General features: G+C 65.0%; 18 protein-coding genes. 12 read left to right on the forward strand and 6 right to left on the reverse strand.

Going from position 1 to position 21,648, the window contains the following annotated elements:
• The first annotated feature begins 217 nt into the window (after positions 1–217).
• From dapC to cls, 6 genes are all read left to right on the forward strand, one after another.
• The gene (dapC, locus tag ABEG21_RS09815) at positions 218–1,441 is read left to right on the forward strand and encodes a succinyldiaminopimelate transaminase (RefSeq protein ID WP_347554456.1); all 1,224 of its coding nucleotides are present in this window, start codon (positions 218–220) and stop codon (positions 1,439–1,441) included.
• A 109-nt stretch (positions 1,442–1,550) separates the two neighbouring features.
• Complete coding sequence (dapD, locus tag ABEG21_RS09820; RefSeq protein ID WP_347554457.1) at positions 1,551–2,387, forward strand: 2,3,4,5-tetrahydropyridine-2,6-dicarboxylate N-succinyltransferase; 837 nt, start codon at positions 1,551–1,553, stop codon at positions 2,385–2,387.
• Complete coding sequence (locus tag ABEG21_RS09825) at positions 2,387–2,740, forward strand: arsenate reductase (RefSeq protein WP_347554458.1); 354 nt, start codon at positions 2,387–2,389, stop codon at positions 2,738–2,740. The genes dapD and ABEG21_RS09825 overlap by 1 nt, the downstream gene beginning before the upstream one ends.
• A 10-nt stretch (positions 2,741–2,750) precedes the next feature.
• On the forward strand, positions 2,751–3,914 hold the full coding sequence (gene dapE / locus ABEG21_RS09830; RefSeq protein WP_347554459.1) for a succinyl-diaminopimelate desuccinylase: 1,164 nt from the start codon (positions 2,751–2,753) through the stop codon (positions 3,912–3,914).
• Positions 3,915–4,015: 101 nt separating this feature from the next.
• Positions 4,016–4,909, forward strand: a complete 894-nt coding sequence (prmB, locus tag ABEG21_RS09835) for a 50S ribosomal protein L3 N(5)-glutamine methyltransferase (RefSeq protein ID WP_347554460.1) — start codon at positions 4,016–4,018, stop codon at positions 4,907–4,909.
• Positions 4,910–5,018: 109 nt separating this feature from the next.
• Positions 5,019–6,395, forward strand: coding sequence for a cardiolipin synthase (gene cls / locus ABEG21_RS09840; protein WP_347556713.1), 1,377 nt, complete (start codon positions 5,019–5,021; stop codon positions 6,393–6,395).
• Positions 6,396–6,424: 29 nt separating this feature from the next.
• On the opposite strand, the gene ABEG21_RS09845 is transcribed toward cls, so the two are convergent.
• Positions 6,425–6,946 (reverse strand): glutathione peroxidase, encoded by a 522-nt coding sequence (locus ABEG21_RS09845; RefSeq protein WP_347554461.1) that lies wholly within the window; start codon positions 6,944–6,946, stop codon positions 6,425–6,427.
• A gap of 278 nt (positions 6,947–7,224) precedes the next feature.
• Between ABEG21_RS09845 and ABEG21_RS09850 the strand changes: the two genes are divergently transcribed.
• Together ABEG21_RS09850 and ABEG21_RS09855 are read left to right on the forward strand one after the other, a co-directional pair.
• On the forward strand, positions 7,225–9,354 hold the full coding sequence (locus tag ABEG21_RS09850; RefSeq protein WP_347554462.1) for an ATP-binding cassette domain-containing protein: 2,130 nt from the start codon (positions 7,225–7,227) through the stop codon (positions 9,352–9,354).
• Between the two features lie 84 nt (positions 9,355–9,438).
• Entirely contained in the window at positions 9,439–11,049 is a 1,611-nt protein-coding gene (locus tag ABEG21_RS09855) for a peptide chain release factor 3 (protein ID WP_347554463.1), read from the forward strand.
• A gap of 2 nt (positions 11,050–11,051) precedes the next feature.
• Here the strand turns inward: ABEG21_RS09855 and radA are convergent, their stop codons facing one another.
• On the reverse strand, positions 11,052–12,437 hold the full coding sequence (gene radA / locus ABEG21_RS09860) for a DNA repair protein RadA (protein ID WP_347554464.1): 1,386 nt from the start codon (positions 12,435–12,437) through the stop codon (positions 11,052–11,054).
• A gap of 294 nt (positions 12,438–12,731) precedes the next feature.
• Between radA and lplT the strand changes: the two genes are divergently transcribed.
• Together lplT and thiD are read left to right on the forward strand one after the other, a co-directional pair.
• Positions 12,732–14,054, forward strand: coding sequence for a lysophospholipid transporter LplT (gene lplT / locus ABEG21_RS09865; protein WP_347554465.1), 1,323 nt, complete (start codon positions 12,732–12,734; stop codon positions 14,052–14,054).
• Between the two features lie 30 nt (positions 14,055–14,084).
• Positions 14,085–14,987, forward strand: a complete 903-nt coding sequence (thiD, locus tag ABEG21_RS09870; protein WP_347554466.1) for a bifunctional hydroxymethylpyrimidine kinase/phosphomethylpyrimidine kinase — start codon at positions 14,085–14,087, stop codon at positions 14,985–14,987.
• A 12-nt stretch (positions 14,988–14,999) separates the two neighbouring features.
• On the opposite strand, the gene ABEG21_RS09875 is transcribed toward thiD, so the two are convergent.
• The 4 genes from ABEG21_RS09875 to tsaB are packed head-to-tail and all read right to left on the reverse strand — an operon-like array spanning position 15,000 to position 18,810.
• Positions 15,000–16,376: a DUF1853 family protein gene (locus ABEG21_RS09875; protein ID WP_347554467.1), complete on the reverse strand. Its 1,377-nt coding sequence runs from the start codon at positions 16,374–16,376 to the stop codon at positions 15,000–15,002.
• Entirely contained in the window at positions 16,360–17,304 is a 945-nt protein-coding gene (locus tag ABEG21_RS09880) for a uracil-DNA glycosylase (RefSeq protein ID WP_347554468.1), read from the reverse strand. Before ABEG21_RS09880 ends, ABEG21_RS09875 begins: the two co-directional genes overlap by 17 nt.
• A complete protein-coding gene (gene rimI, locus ABEG21_RS09885; RefSeq protein ID WP_347554469.1) occupies positions 17,288–17,800 on the reverse strand; it encodes a ribosomal protein S18-alanine N-acetyltransferase in 513 nt (170 codons plus the stop codon). The genes ABEG21_RS09880 and rimI overlap by 17 nt, the downstream gene beginning before the upstream one ends.
• Positions 17,797–18,810 carry a tRNA (adenosine(37)-N6)-threonylcarbamoyltransferase complex dimerization subunit type 1 TsaB gene (tsaB, locus tag ABEG21_RS09890; RefSeq protein ID WP_347554470.1) on the reverse strand — a complete coding sequence of 338 codons (1,014 nt, stop codon included), beginning with the start codon at positions 18,808–18,810 and terminating at the stop codon, positions 17,797–17,799. The genes rimI and tsaB overlap by 4 nt, the downstream gene beginning before the upstream one ends.
• A gap of 133 nt (positions 18,811–18,943) precedes the next feature.
• On the opposite strand from tsaB, the gene ABEG21_RS09895 reads away from it, so the two are divergent.
• Complete coding sequence (locus tag ABEG21_RS09895) at positions 18,944–19,264, forward strand: acyl-CoA-binding protein (RefSeq protein ID WP_347556714.1); 321 nt, start codon at positions 18,944–18,946, stop codon at positions 19,262–19,264.
• A gap of 522 nt (positions 19,265–19,786) precedes the next feature.
• Entirely contained in the window at positions 19,787–21,373 is a 1,587-nt protein-coding gene (locus tag ABEG21_RS09900) for a DEAD/DEAH box helicase (RefSeq protein WP_347554471.1), read from the forward strand.
• Positions 21,374–21,648 lie beyond the last annotated feature (275 nt).

Consider the following 21,648-nt stretch of genomic DNA (forward strand, 5'->3'; position numbering starts at 1 on the left):
ACAGCCGTCCTGCGGCAGGCTGCATCGATCGGGCAAGGTCGGACAGGTCGATCCGTCTCCAGCCGCCTGCGCGGACACACAGCGGGGCCAATGTCTGCGGGCAAGCGGGGCCGCGCGAGGTATAATTGACGCCCTTCGCCTGCGCCTGGTTCACGCCGGTTTGCGCAGACACTCTATCCGGCGCGCGCCAGCCGCTCGCCATCCCGACCCGATTGCCGTGAATCCGCTCCTCGAGAAGCTTCAGCCCTATCCTTTCGAAAAGCTGCGCGTCCTGTTTCGCGACGTGACGCCGCCAGCTGCGCTGAAACCGATCAGCTTCGGCATCGGCGAGCCGAAACACCCGACGCCGTCGTTCATCCTCGACAGCTATCGGGACGCATTGGGCGGCCTGGCCGTCTATCCGGCCACGGCCGGCACCGAGGCGCTGCGTGAGGCGGCCGCTCGTTGGCTGCAGACGCGCTATCCGGCGATCGCGGCCAAACCGCTGGACGCCGCCACGCAGATACTGCCGGTATCCGGCACCCGCGAGGCGTTGTTTTCGATTGCCCAGACGGTGATCGATCCGACCGGCGGCGAGGCGATCGTCGTCTGCCCGAATCCGTTCTACCAGATCTACGAAGGCGCGGCGCTGCTGGCCGGCGCGACGCCGTATTACGCGAATGCGGTTCCCGAGCGCAATTTCGCTCCCGACTACGACAGCATCCCGGACAGCGTCTGGGCCAAGACGCAACTGCTCTACGTCTGCTCGCCGGGCAATCCGACCGGCGCGACGCTCGACCTCGACGGCTGGAAGGCTTTGTTCGCCTTGTCGGACAAGCACGGTTTCGTCATCGCGTCGGACGAGTGCTACTCGGAAATCTATTTCGGCGACACGCCGCCCTTGGGCTCGCTCGAAGCGGCGCGCCTGCTGGGGCGTGGCGACGACCGCCTGCTCGCCTTCACCAGCCTGTCGAAGCGGTCGAACGTGCCGGGCCTGCGCTCCGGTTTCGTCGCCGGCGACGCCGCGCTGATGCGCGCCTATCTGCTGTATCGCACCTATCACGGCAGCGCGCTGTCGCAGACGGTGCAGCAGGTCAGCATCGTTGCCTGGGGCGATGAGTCGCACGTCGACGAAAACCGCGCCGCGTATCGTCGCAAATTCGATATCGTCACGCCGATGCTGGCCGAGGTGCTCGATGTCACATTGCCGGACGCGTCGTTCTACCTGTGGGTGAACGTCGCGCGCAGCGGTCTCGACGACGTCACTTTCGCGCGCGAACTCTACGCCAGCCAGTCCCTGACGGTCCTGCCGGGCAGCTATCTCGCCCGCGAGGCGCAGGGCACGAATCCGGGCGCCGGTTATGTGCGCCTGGCGCTGGTTGCCAGCGTCGAAGAATGTGTCGAAGGCGCGCAGCGCATCGTCGACTTCTGCGCCGCGCGTCAAGCCGCACCGAAACACTGAGTTTGTCGTCGCGGCGGGCCGGCCGCGTGTCGAGGCCTCGCACTTTGCGCGATCCGATCGCCCGCCGCCACTTCCTTTCCATCCGTCACTCCTCAATAGACAGAAGATCATGAGCCAAGACCTGCAAACCATCATCGACGCCGCCTGGGAAGACCGCGCGTCGCTGTCGCCGAAGAGCGCCCCGTCCGACATCCGCGAAGCGGTCGCCGCCGCGCTGGCCAGCCTCGATAACGGTTCGGCGCGCGTGGCGCAGCCGGACGCTTCGGCACCGGGCGGCTGGATCGTCAACCAATGGCTGAAGAAGGCCGTGCTGCTGTCGTTCCGTCTGTCGGACAACGAGCCGATGCCGGCTGGCGGCTATACGCAGTTCTACGACAAGGTGCCGAGCAAGTTCGCGAACTACACGCCCGCCGACTTCGAAGCCGGCGGCTTCCGCGTCGTGCCGCCCGCCATCGCGCGCCGCGGCGCTTTCGTCGCACGCAATGTCGTGCTGATGCCGTCGTACACGAATATCGGCGCCTATATCGATGAAGGCACGATGGTCGATACCTGGGCCACCGTCGGTTCCTGCGCGCAGATCGGCAAGAACGTCCACCTGTCCGGCGGCGTCGGCATCGGTGGCGTGCTGGAGCCGCTGCAAGCGAACCCGGTCATCATCGAAGACAACTGCTTCATCGGTGCGCGTTCGGAAATCGTCGAAGGCGTGATCGTCGAAAAGAACGCCGTGATCTCGATGGGCGTCTACATCGGCCAAAGCACGAAGATCTTCGATCGTGAAACCGGTGAAGTACTGTACGGCCGCGTGCCGGCCGGCTCGGTCGTCGTGCCGGGCAGCCTGCCGTCGAAGGAAGGCAACTGCCAGCTGTACGCGGCGATCATCGTCAAGAAGGTCGACGAGAAGACCCGTGCGAAGACCGCCATCAACGAACTGCTGCGAGGCGACTGATGGCGCTGCGTGTCTACGGCATCCCCAACTGCTCGACCGTCAAGAAGGCACGTGACTGGCTCACGTCGCATCAGCACGCGTACGACTTCCATGACTACAAGAAGGCCGGCATCGCGCCGGAAACCTTGCAGGCCTGGCTGGGCGACGTGCCGCTGGACACGCTGCTGAACCGGCGCGGCACGACCTGGCGCAACCTCGACGACGTGCAGCGCGCCATCGCCGATACGCCCGCCGGCGCGGTCGCGCTGATGACCGAGAATCCCTCCTTGATCAAGCGCCCGGTCGTCGTCGGCGACGACGGCCACGTGAAGACCGTGGGTTTCTCGGATCAACTCTACGCCGACGCTTTTTAAGGAATCACCCATGTCCGCCTTCCTGCCGTCCGCCACGCTGGCTCTGACGGAAGACCTTATCCGTCGCCCGTCGGTGACCCCCGCCGATCAGGACTGTCAGGCCGTTTTGACGGCCCGCCTCCAGGCGATCGGCTTCGAATGCGAATCGCTGGTGTTCGGTGACGTGATCAATCTGTGGGCGGTGCGCCGCGGCACGGCAGGCACGCAGGGCAAACTGCTGGTGTTCGCCGGCCATACCGATGTCGTGCCCACCGGCCCGCTGACCGCCTGGACCTCGGCACCGTTCGAGCCGACGCATCGGGACGGGAATCTCTACGGCCGTGGCGCCGCCGACATGAAAACCTCGATCGCCGGCTTCATCGTCGCCATCGAGGAATTCGTCGCCGCGCAGCCGACGCATGCCGGCAGCATCGCGCTGCTGATCACCAGCGATGAGGAGGGCCCGTCCAAGGACGGCACCGTCAAGGTCATCGAGGCACTGCGCGCCCGCGGCGAACGCCTGGACTATTGCATCGTCGGCGAACCGACCTCGGTCGATACGCTGGGCGACATGATCAAGAACGGTCGACGCGGCAGCCTCGGCGGCCGCCTCACCGTCAAAGGGGTGCAAGGCCATATCGCCTACCCGCATCTCGCGCGTAATCCGGTCCATATGGTGGCCTCGGCGCTCGCCGCGCTGGTCGGCACCGTCTGGGACCACGGCAACGACTATTTCCCGCCGACCAGCTGGCAGGTATCGAATATGCACGCCGGCACCGGCGCCTCGAATGTGATTCCGGGCGACGCGGTCATCGATTTCAATTTCCGCTTCTCGACCGAAAATACGCCGGAAACGCTGAAGGCTCGCGTGGCGGCCATCCTCGCCGAATCGGGCTTCGCGGAGAGCGACTATACGATCGAGTGGAATCTGAGCGGCATGCCCTTCCTGACGCCGAAGGGCGATCTGTCCGACGCGCTCGGACAGGCCATCCTCGACGAGACCGGCATCACGACCGCCTTGTCGACGACCGGGGGCACCTCGGACGGACGCTTCATCGCGACGCTTTGTAAGCAGGTGGTCGAATTTGGCCCGGTCAATGCCAGCATTCACAAAATCGACGAACATATAGCGTTGTCGGCAATCGATCCGCTGAAAAATATCTACCGGCGCGTGCTGGAACGCTTGATCGCCTGACAGCCTGATCGCCCGCGCTCGGGGGACTGCACCGCCGCGGTCCTTCTGGCGCCCTGCGTGCCAGCCGGGCGCCGTTCATACGCTTTACACGAGGGTCCATCATGACCACGCCTTATCCTTTCCAGACTTTGCGCGATCTGCTGCGTTTTGCCGTCAGCCGCTTCAATCAGGCGCATCTCGCCTTCGGACACGGCAATGCGAACGCATACGACGAAGCCGCCTATCTGCTGCTGCACGCGCTGCATCTGCCGTTGGACACGCTCGAACCGTTTCTGGATGCGCGTCTGACCGACGCCGAAATCCAGACCCTGCTGACACTGATCGAACGGCGCGCCGGCGATCGCTTGCCCGCCGCCTACCTGACCGGCGAAGCCTGGATGCATGGCTATCGCTTCACCGTCGATCCGCGCGTCATCGTGCCGCGCTCGTTGATCGGCGAGTTGCTGGTGCAACAGCTGTCGCCGTGGGTGAGCCGCCCGGATAATGTGCATAACGTGCTGGAACTCTGCACCGGCTCCGGCTGCCTGTCGATCATCGCGGCCGATATGTTCCCCGATGCCGACATCGATGCCGTCGACCTCAGCGCCGACGCCTTGCAGGTTGCCGAGCGCAATGTCGGCGACTACGGCCTGCAAGACCGGATCACGCTGTACGAGGGCGATCTCTACGCGCCGCTGCCGGCCGGCCGGAAATACGACCTGATCATCACGAATCCGCCCTACGTCAATGCCGAGTCGATGGCGGCGCTGCCGCCCGAGTATCGGCATGAACCGGAAATGGCCCTGGCCGGCGGGCACGACGGGATGGATCTGGTCCGCAGCATCATCGAACAGGCGCGCGAGCATCTGAGCGACGACGGCCTGCTGATCGTCGAAATCGGCAATGAACGGGCGCACGCGGAAGCGGCGTTCGGCGGACTCGACCTGGTTTGGCTGCCCACCAGCGCCGGCGACGATGCGGTCTTCCTGATTCACGCCGCCGACCTGCCCGATTGATGCGCGCGACCGAGGGGCGGCGCTGATGCGGATACTGGAGATAGTGTCGCCGTTCGATTCGGTGGCCCTCGACATCGGTACGCTGGTGTTGCTGGTGCATGTAGCCGGCATGTTTGCCGCCGTGCATGCGGTGGTGAACACTCGCACCTCGCAGGGCGCGATCGCCTGGGCCGTCGCCTTGGTGACGATGCCCTATCTGACGCTGCTGCCCTATCTTTTCCTCGGTCAGAGCTATTTCCGCGGCTATGTGGACGCACGCCGCAGCGGCAACCGTCAGTTGCGCAGCCTTGCCGCGCAACCCGGCACGCCGGCGGACCCCGAGGCATCAGGGCGCGCCAAGGCCGCGCTCGGTCCCGGCGCGAAGCTCGCCTTCGACCGTTTGAGCGGGATGCCCCTGCTGCCGGGCAACCGCGTGTCGCTGCTGGTCAACGGCACGCAGACCTTCGATACGATCCTCGCGGCCATCGACAGCGCCGAACGCTATGTGCTGGTACAGTTCTTCGTCATCCGCGACGATACGCTCGGTCGACGGCTGCATCGCGCGCTGACCCATGCCGCGAAACGCGGCGTGGCGGTCTTCGTGCTGTACGACGGCATCGGCTCGCACCAGCTGTCGCGTGACTACGTGAGCGCGCTGCGGGCCGTCGGCGTCCAGACGCATAAATTCTCGACGCGCCGCTTCGTCAATCGCTTCCAGCTGAACTTCCGCAATCACCGCAAGATCGTCGTCGTCGATGGGCGCCGAGCCTTCGTCGGCGGACACAATGTGGGCGACGAGTATCTGGGCGAGAAGTTTCCGCTCTCGCCATGGCGCGATACGCATATCGACATCACCGGCCCGGTGGTGTCCAGCGTGCAGTTCATCTTTGTCGAAGACTGGTTCTGGGCCACGCGCAAGGTCCCGGATCTGGTCCGATGCGAGCAGAACGACAGTGCGAACATGTGCTGCCAGGCGATTGCCAGCGGGCCGGCGGACGAGTTCGAAACCTGCTCGCTGTTCTTCGTCACCGCCATCAATGCCGCGCAATCGCGGATCTGGCTGACGAGCCCCTACTTCGTGCCCGATGAAGCGGTGTTTTCGGCATTGAAGCTGGCGGTCATGCGCGGCGTCGACGTCCGGATTCTGATCCCCTCCCGCCGCGATCACCTGGTGGTATTCTCAGCGTCGAACGTCTATGTGTCGGAGGCGGTGCGCGCGGGCGTGCGCATGTTCCGCTATCAACCCGGTTTCCTGCACCAGAAAGTGGTGCTGATCGACGATGTGGCGGCCGCGATCGGCAGCCCCAATCTCGACAACCGGTCCTTCCGTCTGAACTTCGAATTCACGGTACTCACCGTCGATCGCGGCTTTGCCGCCGATGTCGAGGCAATGCTCGTCGAAGACTTCGCCAACGCCAATGAAGTCAGCGACGACGAGTTTGCAAATCATCCCGCCTGGCAGCGTGCGGCGATGCGCATCGCCTGCCTGTTCTCGCCGATTCTGTAGCGACCGGCCGCGCCGGCCCCACCGCACTGCTAGCCGACGACATCCGGCATCGAATTATCGGGCGCGGTGCCGAGCAGCTTTTCGATATCGTGCGCAATCGCATCGGGCTTGGTGATCGGCGCATAGCGTTCCACGACATGGCCGCGACGATCGACCAGAAACTTCGTGAAGTTCCACTTGATGCCTTCGCTGCCGAAGACGCCGGGGCGGCTACCGGTGAGCCAGCGAAACAGCGGATGCGCGCCCGCGCCGTTGACCTCGATTTTCTCGAACACCGGAAACGTCAGACCGAAATTCTGCGTGCAGAAATCGCCGATCGTCTGGCTGTCACCCGGCTCCTGCCGTCCAAATTGGTTGCAGGGAAAGGCCAATACCTCGAAGCCCCGGCCCGCATAACGCGTGTGCAATTGCTGCAAGCCCGCGTACTGCGGCGTGAAACCGCAGTGGCTGGCAGTGTTGACGATCAGCAACACCTTGCCGGCGTAACGTGACAGGTCGACGGCGCTGCCGTCCAATGCATTTGCGGTGAAGTCGTAGAGATCTTGAGTCACGATGTTGTCGATATGGCGAGTCTTGCGGCCGTGTGGCGGTCCTTCAGTGGTCCTACAGCGGTTTTGCGCGGGTATCGCACAGCGCGAATCCGACGATCCCCGAGCACTTTGCCACGCGTCGTCGAGGACCCTTTTCGCGCGTGTCCGACCCTGCACACTTGCGCAGCCGCCAGTGTATTGCACTCCGGCCGCTTCTGCTGCGCCGCGTCTCGGGCCGCGCAGAGTAGAATAGCGCTCTTTGCCTCGGGCGCGGCGCGCCTGAATCACCCAGACTGCCCGTGATCCGTTTCCAACAATTCACCCTTGCCCGCGGCACCAAGCCGCTATTCGAAAACGCGACGTTTACGCTGAACCCCGGAGAAAAAGCCGGTCTGATCGGCGCCAACGGCGCGGGCAAGTCGACCTTGTTCGCCGTGTTGCTCGGTCGTCTGCATCCGGACGCCGGCGACGCCTCCTTCCCGCCGACGTGGCAAGTGGCCCACGTTTCGCAGGAAACGCCTGCAGTGTCCCGCACCGCCGTCGAATACACGCTCGACGGCGATGCCGAATTGCGCGCGATCGAACAGCGCATCGCGGACGCGTCCGAATCCGGCGACGGCGAGGCGGAAGCGCTTGCGCACGGCGCCTACGCCGACGCGGACGGCTATACGGCGGCCTCGCGCGCGGAAACGCTGCTGGCCGGCCTGGGCTTTTCGCAGGTGGAGATGCAGCGCCCGGTGACGAGCTTCTCGGGCGGCTGGCGGATGCGTCTGAATCTGGCGCAGGCGCTGATGTGCCGTTCGGACCTGTTGCTGCTGGACGAACCGACCAACCACTTGGATCTGGACGCGATCGTCTGGCTCGAAGACTGGCTGCGCCGCTATCCCGGCACGATCCTGGTGATTTCCCACGATCGCGAATTCCTCGATGCCGTGACCAATGTGACGCTGCATCTGGAAAATCGTCAGATCAAGCGCTACGGCGGCAACTACACCCAGTTCGAGACGCAACGCGCGCAACATCTGTTGCTGCAGCAAAGCGCTTATGCAAAGCAACAGAAGACCGTTGCCCACCTGCAGCACTTCATCGATCGCTTCAAGGCGCAGGCGACGAAGGCACGCCAGGCACAGAGCCGGGTCAAGGCGTTGGAACGGATCGAGATGATCGCGCCGGTCTACGAGTCCTCGCCGTTTACCTTCTCGTTCCGCGAGCCGGATCGCGCACCGAATCCGATGCTGGTGGTCGAGGAAGTCGATTGCGGCTATGGGCCGCGCCCGCTCGATGACGACGACGCGCATGACGGCACCGCTGCCGCGTCGGTGGCGCCCGCGGATGGCGAAATCGTCCGCATCCTGGGCGACGTCAATCTGTCGATTCAGAACGAACAGCGGATCGGCCTGCTCGGCGCCAACGGTCAGGGCAAGTCGACGCTGATCAAGACGCTGTTCGGTGAACTCGCGCCATTGCAAGGCGAAGTGCGTCGCGGCAAGGGTCTGGTCATCGGTTATTTCGCGCAGCATCAGTTGGAAACGCTGCGCGAGGACGACAGCCCCTTGATGCATCTGACGCGGATCGCCGGCGGTGCGCGCGAGCAGGAATTGCGCAACTTCCTCGGCAGCTTCAACTTCCATGGCGACATGGCGACGTCACCGGTCAAGCCGTTCTCCGGTGGCGAAAAAGCCCGCCTCGCGTTGGCGCTGATCATCTGGACGAAGCCGAACCTGTTGCTGCTGGATGAACCGACGAACCACCTGGATCTCGAAACACGGCATGCGCTGACCACCGCGCTCGCCCAATTCGACGGCACGTTGATCCTCGTCTCGCACGATCGCCATCTGCTGCGCGCCACCACCGATGCTTTCCTGCTGGTGGGTGACGGCAAGGTCGAACCGTTCGACGGCGATCTGGACGACTACAAGCGCTGGTTGCTGGAAGCGACCAAGGCGCGCGCGCAGGCCGGTGCACCGGCCAAGCCGGGCAAAACGACGGGCAACGACGGCGCCAAGGGATCGACCGGCAAGAGCAAGCAGGCTGGCAATGGCAGCGACCGCGCCCCAGCCCCGGCAGCGGCCGCCGCGCCTGCGCCGGTCGCGAGCGCACCGGCCCTTCCCGTCGATCCGGCCGCGCGCAAGGAACAACGCAAGCAGGAAGCGCAGGCCCGCCAGAATGCGGCGTCACAGCGCAAACCGTTGCAGAAGCGGATCGAGACGCTGGAACGCGAACTGGAAAAGCTGAACGCCGAGAAGGCGACGTGCGATGTCTTCATCGCCGCCCCCGATAGTTATGAAGCGCAGCACAAAGCCGCCTTGACGGAGACCTTGCGTCGTCAGGGCGAGCTGAGCACGCGTATCGGCACCGTAGAAACCGATTGGATGGCCGCGCTCGAAGCTCTCGAAGCGCTGGACGCAACGATCGCGGCAGCGTCCTGATCTCGCATTGCGGGCGCCCGTCGGGCGCTCACGCAGGGCCCTTTTTATTTGACGCAGTATTTGACTCAGCCGACACCCGTCATCATGTCCGACGTATCGAACGAAGTGAAACGCCGCCGTACTTTCGCGGTGATTTCCCACCCTGACGCAGGGAAGACCACGCTGACCGAGAAGCTGTTGCTGTTCTCGGGTGCCATCCATATCGCCGGTGCCGTGAAGGGCCGTAAGAGCGCGCGCTTCGCGACCTCGGACTGGATGGAAATCGAAAAGCAGCGCGGCATTTCCGTCGCCAGCTCGGTGATGCAGTTCGAGTACGGCGACGCCGTCATCAACCTGCTGGATACCCCCGGCCACCAGGACTTCTCCGAAGACACCTACCGCGTGCTGACGGCCGTCGATGCCGCCGTGATGGTCATCGATGGCGCGAACGGGGTGGAAGCGCAGACCTTGAAGCTGCTGGAGGTGTGCCGCCGCCAGAACACGCCGATCATCACCTTCGTCAACAAGCTCGACCGCGACGTGCGCGCGCCGCTCGAATTGTTGAGCGAAGTCGAGCATCACCTGGGCGTGGCCGCCATCCCGTTTTCCTGGCCGGTGGGTACCGGCAAGGATTTCCGCGGCGTCTACGACCTGCGCCGCGAACAGATCCGCGTCTTCCGTGCCGGCCAGGACACGATGCGCAACGACGATACGGTGACGCTGCAAGGTCTGGAAGATCCGCGTGCCGTCGAACAATTCGGCGAGACCTGGGTTCGCGCGAAGGACGAGATCGAACTGATCGCCGGCGCTTCGCCGGACTTGTCGCGCGAGGCCTTCCTGGCGGGCAAGCAATCGCCGGTGCTGTTCGGTTCGGCGATCAACAATTTCGGTATCCGCGAAATCCTCGACGCACTGGTCGAACTCGCGCCGCCGCCGAAGGTGCGTGCCGCGATGCAACGGCCGGTGGAGCCGGTGGAGCCGCGCTTCACCGGCATGGTGTTCAAGGTCCAGGCGAATATGGATCCCCAACACCGGGACCGCGTCGCTTTCGTGCGCGTCTGTTCGGGCCGCTTCGAACGCGGCATGGCCCTGACGATCACGCGCTCCGGCAAGAAGATCAAGACCAGCAATGTGGTGAGCTTCCTGTCGCAGCGTCGGGAATTGACCGAGGAGGCTTATCCGGGCGACATCATCGGTATCCCGAACCACGGCGTGCTGTGTCTGGGCGATACGCTGACCGAAGGCGAGGCGCTGACCTTCTCCGGGCTGCCCTTCTTCTCGCCGGAACTGTTCCAGACGGTGGAAGCGAAGGACCCGATGCGGGCCAAGCAGTTGAGCGAGGCCTTGCGTCACCTCAGCGAGGAAGGGGCGATTCAGGTGTTCCGGCCGATGCTCGGCGGCCCGATCCTGCTGGGCGCCGTCGGGGCGCTGCAGTTCGAAGTGGTGTCGCACCGCCTGGCGGGCGAATACCGTGTCGACGTGCGCTTTTCGCCGTCGCGCTATCGCCTGTCGCGCTGGGTCTCGTCCACCGATGCCGCCGCCATGCAGAAGTTCATCAAGTTCAACAGTGCCCGGATGGCATACGACGCCGCCGACCAGATGACGCTGCTGGCCGCGCACCAGTCGGAAATTCAGGCACTGAAGGAAACCTATCCCGCGGTGTCCTTCGGCGAGATGCGCGAGATGTCGGGCGCCGTGGTCAGCAAGATCGGCTGACGCTACTCCAGCTCGCGCGCTCGATCGATCGCCTGCTCGATGCGTTCGACGGCGATGACGGTCAATCCCTCGATCGGCTGCTTCGGCGCATTGGCCTTCGGCACGATGGCCTGCGTGAAACCGAGCTTGGCCGCCTCTTTCAAGCGGTCCTGACCGCGCGGCGACGGTCGGATTTCCCCGGCCAGGCCCACTTCGCCGAAAGTCACCAGGCCCTTCGGCAGCGGCTTATTGCGCATCGACGAGTGAATCGCCAGCAGCACCGCCAAATCCACGGCTGGTTCGCTGATTTTAACGCCCCCAACTGCGTTCAAAAACACATCCTGGTCGAAGCAGGCGATACCCGCGTGCCTATTCAGCACGGCCAACAGCATCGCCAGGCGGTTCTGTTCCAGTCCCACGGTCAGGCGACGCGGGTTCGGCACATGCGAACTATCGACCAGCGCCTGGATCTCGACCAATAGCGGACGCGTGCCCTCCTGCGTCACGAGGACGCAGGAGCCCGGCACCGTATGCTCGTGCTGCGACAGGAAAAGCGCCGATGGATTCGAGACGCCGCGCAGGCCTTTTTCGGTCATGGCGAACACGCCCAACTCGTTCACCGCACCAAACCGGTTTTTGATCGCGCGAATCAGACGGAAGGAGGAGTGCGTATCGCCCTCGAAGTAAAGAACCGTGTCGACGATGTGTTCGAGCACGCGCGGCCCCGCCAGCGCTCCTTCCTTCGTCACATGGCCGACCATGATGATCGTCACCCCGGTCTGCTTGGCCAGCCGCGTCAGTTGCGCGGCGCATTCGCGGACCTGGGCGACGGACCCCGGCGCCGAAGTAAGGGCCTCGGAGTACACGGTCTGAATCGAGTCGATCACGGCGACGGCCGGCCGTTCGGTATCGATCGCCACCTGAATCTTTTCGAGCTGGATTTCGGCGAACAGGCGCAAGGCGCCCACCCCTTTGTCGGGGCGCCCCTCGTCCAACAGCCCCAGCCGCTCGGCCCGGAGCGCGATTTGCGCGTCGGATTCCTCGCCGCTGACGTACAGCACCTTGCGGGATTCGGCGAGCATCGCCAATGCCTGCAGCAGCAGCGTCGATTTGCCGATACCGGGGTCGCCGCCGATCAGCACGACGCCGCCGCTGACCAGGCCGCCGCCCAGTACACGGTCGAATTCGCCGATGCCGGTCGAGTACCGCGGCACGTCGGCCGACTCGATCTCATGGAGCGAGCGGACCGGCGACGATTTCGCCAGCGCCTGAAAACGGTGCGCCGACGGGCTTTCCGCCACGCCCTCGACGAGGGTATTCCACGCCCCGCATCCAGGGCACTGGCCGCTCCATTTGGGCGATTGATGGCCGCAAGCGGTACAAATATACGTGTTCTTGATCTTTGCCAATGACAGGTCCGGAAAGTACGTCGGTCGAAGAAGCGCCGGTAGGAATGGGGGCACCGCGCGGCGCGTCAGGGCGTGCGCGAAACGGCGGGCCCAAGGGCTGGCCTCACCCCGCGCCGCGAGCCGTGTCAAAATAGGCCGAAAGCGTGGGCAAGGAAAAGCAGACCCGGAAGGTCGGGCCGACGGCGCCCACCCGGTTTTATCTTCGTATTTTCGTGTTATAAAGCCGGGCGCACAATCCATTTCAGCAAGCGGCCCTACCCCACGCGACGATATGACAGGACAGCAAGCTTTCCGATGAAAAAAGGGTTTTACACGATCATGGCGGCGCAGTTTTTCTCGTCGCTGGCAGACAGCGCGCTGCTGATCGCCGCCATCTCCGTCCTGAACAACGACCGCGCACCCGCATGGATGACGCCGTTGTTGAAGCTTTTCTTTGTGCTGTCATACGTTGTTTTGGCCGCCTTTGTGGGCGCCTACGCGGATTCGCGGCCGAAAGGTCGCGTGATGTTCAACACCAATCTCATCAAAGTTTTCGGCTGTCTGATCATGCTGACAGGCGGCCATCCGCTGTTCGCTTATGGCGTCGTCGGCTTCGGCGCGGCGGCGTATTCGCCCGCCAAATACGGCATCTTGACCGAATTGCTACCGCCCGAGAAATTGGTGGCGGCCAATGGCTGGATCGAAGGCACGACCGTGTCCTCGATCATCCTCGGCACCGTGCTGGGCGGGGCCTTGATCAGCCCGACGATCTCGCACCATATCACGCACCTGGGCATCCCAGGCATCCACACGCATCCCGACGCGGCCATCCTCGTCATCACCTTCGTCTATATCCTGGCCGCGCTATTCAACCTCGGGATCCCCGATACCGGGGCGCGCTACCCGGAGCAGGCGCACGAACCGGGCAAGCTGATCCGCGATTTCGCCGATTGTTTCGTCACGCTCTGGCGCGATAAATTAGGACAAATCTCACTGGCGGTGACGACGCTGTTCTGGGGCGCCGGCGCCACCTTGCAGTTCATCGTGCTGAAGTGGGCCGAGGTCGCGCTGGGCATGACCTTGTCCCAGGGGGCGGTGTTGCAGGCCATCTTCGCCGTCGGCGTGGCGGTGGGCGCGATGGCGGCGGCGGCCCGGATTCCGCTGAATCGCTCATTGTCGGTCCTGCCCGTGGGCGTGGCGATGGGGCTCGGCGTGACCTTGATGGCCTTCTTCACGCGCGATATCTTCCCGCACCACTGGATTGTCCCGATCGGTCGTCATGGCGTCCAGGCCTACCTGTTCGCCGCCTATTTCTTCCTGCTGATCGTCGGCGCGATGGCGGGCTTTTTCGTGGTGCCGATGAACGCGCTGCTGCAGCACCGCGGCTATGTGCTGTTGTCGGCGGGCCATTCCATCGCCGTGCAGAACTTCAACGAAAACCTGTCCGTGCTCGTGATGCTGTGCCTGTATGCGGTGCTGATCTGGCTGAACACGCCGGTTCGCTTCGTCATCATTCTGTTCGGCCTGTTCGTCTGCATCGCCATGTTCCTCGTGATGCAATTGCATCGCCACAATCAGAAGCGAGAAAACCTGCTCGCGCTGATCGGCGAGGCGCGGCACGACGACTCGGCGCACTAAGTCCGCGCCGGCCAACCACCGGAGGCCGCGATGGCACCCCGCATCCCGAATATCCTGACGATCGCCGGCTCGGATTCCAGCGGCGGCGCGGGACTGCAGGCCGATCTCAAGACCTTCTCCGCGCTGGGCAGCTATGGGGCGAGCGTCGTCACCGCGCTGACCGCGCAGAACACCCTCGGTGTCCACGCGGTCTTCGTGCCCCCCGTCGAGATCGTCGCCGCGCAATTGGATGCGGTGTTTCGCGATCTCCGGCTGGATGCGGTGAAGATCGGCATGCTGGCGAATCGGGACAACGTGCTGGCAGTCGCCGAAGCATTGGCGCGGTGGCGGCCGCGCTTCGTCGTCCTCGATCCGGTGATGATTTCGACGAGCGGACATCGATTGCTCGACCCGGACGCGGTGAACGCCTTGCGGGCGCATTTGCTGCCACGCGTCTCGTTATTGACGCCCAACCTCGCCGAGGCCGCGGCCCTGCTCGATTGCATCGAGGCCGGCGACAATGAAGAGATGGTGGCGCAGGCGCAGGCCTTGCGGGAAATAGGGGCACCGGCAGTCTTGATGAAGGGTGGCCATCTGGCCGGTGCGCAGAGTCCGGACTGGCTCGTCGAGGCCGGCAGTCAGGCGAAGTTCGGTGCCGCACGGGTGCCGACGCGCTCGACGCATGGCACCGGCTGCACGCTGTCCGCCGCGATCGCCGCGCTGCGGCCGCAGCGTCCGGACCTGGCGACCGCCGTCAGCGACGCGAAATCCTATCTGACCAATGCCTTGATTCAGGCGGATCGCCTGTCGGTCGGCGGCGGCCCGGAACGCGAGACCGAGGCGACCGGGGCGACTGCCGCGTCCGATACAGCGGCCAGCGCGCACCCGGCAACGCTAGGCGCCGATTCGCTGCAAGGCCATGGCCCGGTCCACCACTTTCATCACTACTGGTAGCGGACGTCGCGACTACGCCGGCGCAGGCAGCCGGCTGAAGACGCGCGCGCGTGCCGGCCAACTGTCCGGCACGATGAAGCCGCGCGACATCTCGCGCGCCGGCTGTCCCGCCACCGGCGGCGTCAACGCCGCCACCTGACGCGGCATCGCCGACGACGGCATGTCGCTATCGAAATGCGCGTGCAGCATGCGCGCGAAGGCCACCGCGTCATAGATCCGGACGGGCGCGGCGTCCGCGGCGCCGTCGCCCGCGCCCTCTGCGGCAGCGTCCGCCTCGGCATCCGCCCTCCCCGCCGCATCGGCGCGCACGCCGCTATCGGACTGCCCCGCTTCGGGATCGTCGAGTCGCAACGGCGCCAACCAGTCCATCCGTTCCAGACTCGTCCAGCGGCAATCCGCCTGGTAACTCCACGTCAGCCATTCACTGAGCGTCGCCCACCATCCGCGCGGATGATCGGTGGCGAGCGCCGGCACATCGGCTCCGCAGTCCAATCGCTGCCAGCGTGTCAGGGGATAGAACAAGCGGCCCTTGACGAACATGCGCGGCGTCCAGGGGCCCGGCGCAAGCGCCTGCAGCGCCGGATGCGCGCTCAAGGGCAGTTGATGACGCAGCAGCCGCTGCAGCTTCCAGTCGAAACGGTCGGCCAAGCCCGCGCCCACATAGCGGTCGCATCCGCGCAAGTCGGGTAACGGCCCGCCTTCCGGATTGCCGAGCGTCGCCGGCTCACCGGCCCCGCCATCGTCGATTTCCAGATAAAACTTGACCGCCAGTTCCCAATGCTCGAACGCGCCAGTGGGGGTTTCGAACAAGGCATCGCATTCGCCAAGCGTTCTGCCGCCCGGTTGCGGCTCCCGTACGGCCAGCCCCATCGCCGTCCGTTTCAGCGCGGGGACTTCGCCCAGCCAGACGGAGAACAGGCGTTCCGCATAGCGGCCGAGCCGCCGCTCGCGACCACTCGCCTGGGTGGCAGCCAGCGGCGTCGGATCGCGTTCGAGACGTTGCAGCAGCTCCGCCATCGCGGCAGCCGGATCCGTGCCGAACAGGCGCTCCGCGAACGGATCCGCCAGCAGATCGCCGAACGCGCTACGTGCCAGCAAGGCGGGCGAGCGCAGCAACCAGGACAAATCCCGGACGGTCTGCTCGGTGAAATCGGTGGTCCGAGGCAAGGTGGTCGATGCGCGCCCGAGCGGCGCGGGTCGCGGTGAGCCGCCCTGACGTAACTGCCTCGCCCGATGCGATAGCGGCGGCGCTTTACTGGCCGCCTCCCATCGACGTGCACGACGCACCGCTTCATAGGCCTCGAAAATACCCAGGCCCATGCGCCCCGATCCGGCATCGTCGGCCGGGTCGGCGCCGCCCCCGGGATGCGGTCTATCGGGCGAAGACATCGCGCGCCCGGCAGAGGTCTTCCCATACCTTCGCCTTGTCCGACGGCGTGCGCAGCAGATAAGCCGGATGGTAGGTCACGACGACCGGGACGCCCTCGTAATGGTGCACCGGCGTGCTCGCGCTGTCCTCACGCTGGCCGTCGTTGCCACTGCCCGCGTTGAGGCGACGCAAGGCACCGATCGTCGCATCGCTGCGCAGCAGGGTTTGCGCCGCGAACCGCCCGAGCGCCACGATGATTTTCGGCTGAATCAGGGCGATCTGACGTTGCAGATAGCCTTCACAGGCCGCGATCTCATCGGGCAAGGGATCCCGATTGCCCGGCGGCCGACACTTCACCACATTCGCGATAAAGACGTTTTCGTCGCGCCGCAGACCGAGGGCGCGCAGCATATTGTCCAGCAGCTTCCCCGCCTGCCCGACGAAAGGCTCGCCTTGCTCGTCCTCGTTCGCGCCCGGCCCCTCGCCGACGAAGAGCCAGTTCGCGCGCGGATCGCCGACGCCGAAGACGACGTTCTTTCGGGTTTCACAGAGACGGCATGCCTCGCAACCCTGCGCGTGCCGCCGCAAACCGTCGAAATCGAGCGTCGCGAGATCGATCGTCCGCGTAACGACAGGACGGACCGGCACCGCTTCGCTGCGGGCCTCGGCAGGCGACGACGCCCGCGCGGCGATCCGCTGCGGGGGGCCATCGGCCGCCCGTGGTGCGTCGGCATCGGCACCGACATAGACCGCGTCAGCCGTGTCAGTCGCCGTCGCCGGCGATGGTGGCGTCTCATCGGACGCGGTGCGCAAACGCCATAACGCCGAGAGGCCGAATACTTCCATCACCGGATCGATCGTCTCGGATGCAACCGGCGCCGGCTTCGTTCCACGCGGACCCGGGCCGGACGGACGCGACGGGCGGCCCCGCTCAGACGGCAACGTCATTGACCGGCTCCCGTTTGACTTTGACACGCATCACGATGGCGTCTTCGCGCGTGTTGTTGCGCGCCGGATAGTAATTGCGGCGCCGCCCGATCTCATGGAAACCGAACCGCTCATACAGACGAATGGCATGCGTATTGGACGGCCGAACTTCAAGCAGCACCGCGTAAATATCCCGCGATAGCGCCACCCGACGCGCATCGCGCAACAGTTGCTGGCCGATGCCCCGGCCCTGGAACAACGGCGCAACACAGAGATTCAATACGTGCAGATCGTCGACGGCGGGCATCAGCATCGCATAGCCGACCAGTTCGCCGCCCTGCCGTTCGGCGATGCGGCCGATATAGCCCGACCGCAACGAATCAAGAAAGTTGACATCGGTCCAAGGAAACTCGTAGGCCCGATGTTCGATCGCCATGATGGCGGCTACATCGTCGGACGTCATATCGCGGATGACGATCGGCAGGCCGACGGGCGTCGGCACCGGTTGCGCACTCATGCCCCTGCCTCCTTCGATACGGATTTGGCCTCCTTGGCCGCCAGCCGCTCCTTCGTGGTCAACGCGACCTTGTCGCGCACGTAACGGGGCTGTGCCATCGCCGCCGGCACCGCCGCGCCCGCGTGCCAGGCGCGCCATCCCAGTGCGGCCAGCGCCAGCGGCTCGGGCCAGGCCGCCTCGTCGCAGGCCGATGCCTGCGCGCGCAACGGCAACGCATCCCCGAAAATCGCTGCGGCATTGCCGGCCAGCACGAAGCCGGCGGCCCTATCCGCCGTGGCCGAATCCGACGCGTTGGACGGCGCGGCCGACCACGAAGCCGGCGGCGCCTGAAGATGCTGCGGCGGCGCCACGTGCGCGTCGATCTCGACACGCCATCCGCCGTCCGCCTCCCAGCCGAAGGCCGCCGCATAGCACTCGCCCATGCGCGCATCGACGGCCACATAGACGCGCCTCGGCCGGACGTGCGGCGCTGCCCGCAGGCGCGCCGACTCGGCACACGCCATCAAGGTATCGAGCGGCACCACCGGCATATCGTTGGCGAAGGCGAGGCCTTGCGCGGCGCCTGTCGCCGTACGCACGCCCGTGAACGAACCTGGGCCGGCGCCGAATGCGATCGCCCCACAGGACGGCAAGGCGATGCCGGCCGCGTCGAGCACGGCTTGCACCATCGGCAGCAAGGCCTCGCTCGATACCGCACCGGTCCGCCGCCAACAGGCGACGATCCGCGCGCCCGCAACGATGTCGTCGCGTATCGTGATCGTCGTGATCTCCGAGGCGGCCATGTCGGCAGCCGCCGCGACGGCAGGCGATACCGGAGGCGACGTGTCGGAAAGGGGCAATGGCAGACAGACGGCCACGGCACAGGCGTCGGTCGATGTATCGATGACGAGCAAGGCCGTCCGCGCGGACGGACCGCCGACGGATACAGAGGCCGAACGAAAACCTGTCGGGTCAGACGACGGATCGGCCGAACCCGCGGCAGCGGAGCGATGTGCAGCGATATGATTCATTCGCGCATTGTACCTTCCCGGTCGCGCGCATACGAGCAGAGGCACTATTCGATTCCAAACGGCCCCGTCGGCGACGTTGCACGCGTACGATGGCCTGCGCATCCTTTCACGCAGTCCACCGGAATCCGACATCATGGCCGACCAGCCGCAGTCCCCGCTCCCCACCGCTGCCGCCGCGCAGGCGACCGACACCGAGGCGGCAGCGGCTTTCGCACTCGCGCAGGAACGCGTGAAGACGCTGTCGGCCAAGCCCGGGCCGATCCACCTGCTGCGCCTCTATAGTCTCTATAAGCAGGCGACGGTGGGCGACGCCACCGGCGAGCGACCCGGCATGACGGACTTCGCCGGTCGAGCTAAGTTCGACGCCTGGGCCATGCTCCGCGGCACGCCGGCCGATGCGGCGATGCGCGCCTACGCCGCTGCCGTCGACGAATTGCTGGCCGCCGACGCCTAGTGGCGCGCAGTTTGGGCACCGAAACACCACAGGGCGCCCTGACGAAAATGCCGATAGCACTTCTGTGCAAAAACCGTTATACTCGGCAATCGCTGGCGTTACTGCTTTCGTGCTTCGTAGTTAACCCGTCGGTTAACAAGTCGTAAAACCGACCCCTTTCCGGATTGGCCAAGTCATCGGCGCCCGGACACGAAGCGAAGCACGCCGCCAGCGTGCAAGCGTTTTGCCCCAATCCCAGTTTAGAAACTGTCCCCCTGCTCCCTGCTGCCGACACGCGAAGTAATCAGCGCGTCGGGGCACGGTTCACGAAGAAGCAGGCGGTGCACTGCCAGTCCCGAAAAGGACCAGCGGCTGTGCCAGCCCTGTTTGCTGTCCGATAGGTTCTAACGACGGTGGGCGCATCCGGTTTCCGGATGCGCCTAACCGGCCACGTCCCGCTTCTCGTTTTGCTTCGTGCATTCGATGACTTGGCGACGCCGATTGGCGCCGACGCCTCATTTCACACTCGAGGATTTCGAATACATGACTTTTAGCTCAACGACCCAGAACGGCGACGCAACGATCGCTACCCAGGCTGACGTGCCGGCAACCGACCTGCCCGAAACGGCAGTCGCAGCCGAAGCACTGCCGAGTGGCGAAGCGTTCGCCGCTCTCGGTCTCGCACCGGAGATCGTTTCCGCGCTGGTGGCTGCCGGTTTTACCGGCCCGACGCCCGTGCAGGAAAAAGCGGTTCCCGCAGCGATTTCCGGCCGCGATCTGCTGGTCTCCAGCCCGACCGGTTCGGGCAAGACCGCAGCGTTCATGCTGCCCGCCATCCAACGTTTCTCCGTCGCACGCGCTGCGGCACAGGCTGCCGCTGCAAAGCCGGCTGCCGGCCCGCGTGCTGAAACCGAGCGTCGACGCCCGCAATACCAACCGGCACGTCCGAGCCTGTTGGTACTGACCCCCACCCGTGAACTGGCAATGCAGGTCACCACGGCCGCTGAACAGTTCGGCAAGAACTTGCGCAAGCTGCGTTGCGTCAGCGTCCTCGGTGGCGTGCCGTATCGCCAACAGTTGGCGCTGTTGGCCAAGCAGCCGGAAATCCTGGTGGCAACGCCGGGCCGTCTGCTGGACCATATCGAACGTGGCCGCATCGATCTGTCGCAACTGCAGATGCTGGTGCTGGACGAAGCCGACCGTATGCTGGACATGGGCTTCATCGACGACATCGAAACGATCGTCGCGGCAACGCCGGCGACGCGTCAGACGCTGTTGTTCTCGGCAACGATCGACCAGAAGATCAGCTCGCTGACCAAGCGCCTGCTGAACGACCCGGTGTCGATCGAGATCGCCCGTGGCGCGCAACAAAAGGCGAATATCGCCCAGTCGATCCTGTGGGTCGATGACCGTGCCCACAAGGACCGTCTGCTGTCGCATCTGTTGAACGACGAATCGCTGGATCAAGCGATCATCTTCACGGCCACGAAGAGCGATGCCGACATGCTCGCAGGCCGCCTGTCCGACGAAGGTTTCTCGTCGGCGGCACTGCACGGCGATCTGCCGCAAGGCGCGCGTAACCGCACGCTGAACGCACTGCGCGAGCGTAAGGTTCGTGTCCTGGTGGCAACCGACGTCGCAGCCCGCGGCATTGACGTGCCGGGCATCACGCACGTGTTCAACTACGATCTGCCGAAGTTCGCGGAAGACTACGTTCACCGTATCGGTCGTACCGGCCGCGCTGGCCGTACCGGCACGGCAATCAGCCTGGCGCACCACGCCGAAGCGCAAGCAGTGAAGCGTATCGAACGCTTCACGCATCAGCCGCTGCCGGTGTCGGTGATCGTCGGTTTCGAACCGCGTCGTACGCCGTCGATGTCGTCGGCACCGCGTGGTGGTGCACGTGGCCGTTCTTTCGGTAACGGCGGTGGCGGCAGCGCCGGCGCTGGCCGTGGCGGCTATGCGGGCAACCGCGGCACCGGTACGGGCGGCGGCGGTGGCTATGCTGGCCGTAGCGGCAACGGCGGCGGTTACGCTGGCCGTAGCGGCAGCGGTGGTGGTTACGCCGGCCGCAGCGCGAGCGAAGGCTATGGCCGTCGCCGTGACGGCGGTTCGTCCGACCGCGGCTAAGCGGCTGGCGTAAGTCGGCCGGTCCCGACCGGTCGATCAATGCCGTGCCTGCTGAACCGAACCCCCGCGACACGCAATGTGTCGCGGGGGTTTTCCTTTTGGCTTCCCGTCTGTCGGGAAACGCCCCCTCACCCAAGCGCCCCGCCGATTCGGCGCAACCCTCGAATTTTCACAATGTGAAAATCTTGTGCAATGCATGAAATCGGCTGTGGCAGCGCAGCAGAAAAGCGTTTCACCATCCGCCGCTCATTTCACGATATGGGATTTTGGCGATA

The organism is Robbsia sp. KACC 23696 (genome assembly GCF_039852015.1).
Taxonomy (GTDB): domain Bacteria; phylum Pseudomonadota; class Gammaproteobacteria; order Burkholderiales; family Burkholderiaceae; genus Robbsia.

Excerpts from the sequence above, each read along its gene's own strand:
- rimI (WP_347554469.1), bottom strand. The coding sequence starts at position 17,800 with ATGAGTGCGCAACCGGTGCCGACGCCCGTCGGCCTGCCGATCGTCATC.
- thiD (WP_347554466.1), top strand. The coding sequence starts at position 14,085 with ATGGCACCCCGCATCCCGAATATCCTGACGATCGCCGGCTCGGATTCC.
- cls (WP_347556713.1), top strand. The coding sequence starts at position 5,019 with ATGTTTGCCGCCGTGCATGCGGTGGTGAACACTCGCACCTCGCAGGGC.
- ABEG21_RS09880 (WP_347554468.1), bottom strand. The coding sequence starts at position 17,304 with ATGACGTTGCCGTCTGAGCGGGGCCGCCCGTCGCGTCCGTCCGGCCCG.
- ABEG21_RS09900 (WP_347554471.1), top strand. The coding sequence starts at position 19,787 with ATGACTTTTAGCTCAACGACCCAGAACGGCGACGCAACGATCGCTACC.
- dapD (WP_347554457.1), top strand. The coding sequence starts at position 1,551 with ATGAGCCAAGACCTGCAAACCATCATCGACGCCGCCTGGGAAGACCGC.
- prmB (WP_347554460.1), top strand. The coding sequence starts at position 4,016 with ATGACCACGCCTTATCCTTTCCAGACTTTGCGCGATCTGCTGCGTTTT.
- lplT (WP_347554465.1), top strand. The coding sequence starts at position 12,732 with ATGAAAAAAGGGTTTTACACGATCATGGCGGCGCAGTTTTTCTCGTCG.
- dapE (WP_347554459.1), top strand. The coding sequence starts at position 2,751 with ATGTCCGCCTTCCTGCCGTCCGCCACGCTGGCTCTGACGGAAGACCTT.
- ABEG21_RS09875 (WP_347554467.1), bottom strand. The coding sequence starts at position 16,376 with ATGTCTTCGCCCGATAGACCGCATCCCGGGGGCGGCGCCGACCCGGCC.
- tsaB (WP_347554470.1), bottom strand. The coding sequence starts at position 18,810 with ATGAATCATATCGCTGCACATCGCTCCGCTGCCGCGGGTTCGGCCGAT.
- ABEG21_RS09855 (WP_347554463.1), top strand. The coding sequence starts at position 9,439 with ATGTCCGACGTATCGAACGAAGTGAAACGCCGCCGTACTTTCGCGGTG.
- ABEG21_RS09825 (WP_347554458.1), top strand. The coding sequence starts at position 2,387 with ATGGCGCTGCGTGTCTACGGCATCCCCAACTGCTCGACCGTCAAGAAG.
- ABEG21_RS09895 (WP_347556714.1), top strand. The coding sequence starts at position 18,944 with ATGGCCGACCAGCCGCAGTCCCCGCTCCCCACCGCTGCCGCCGCGCAG.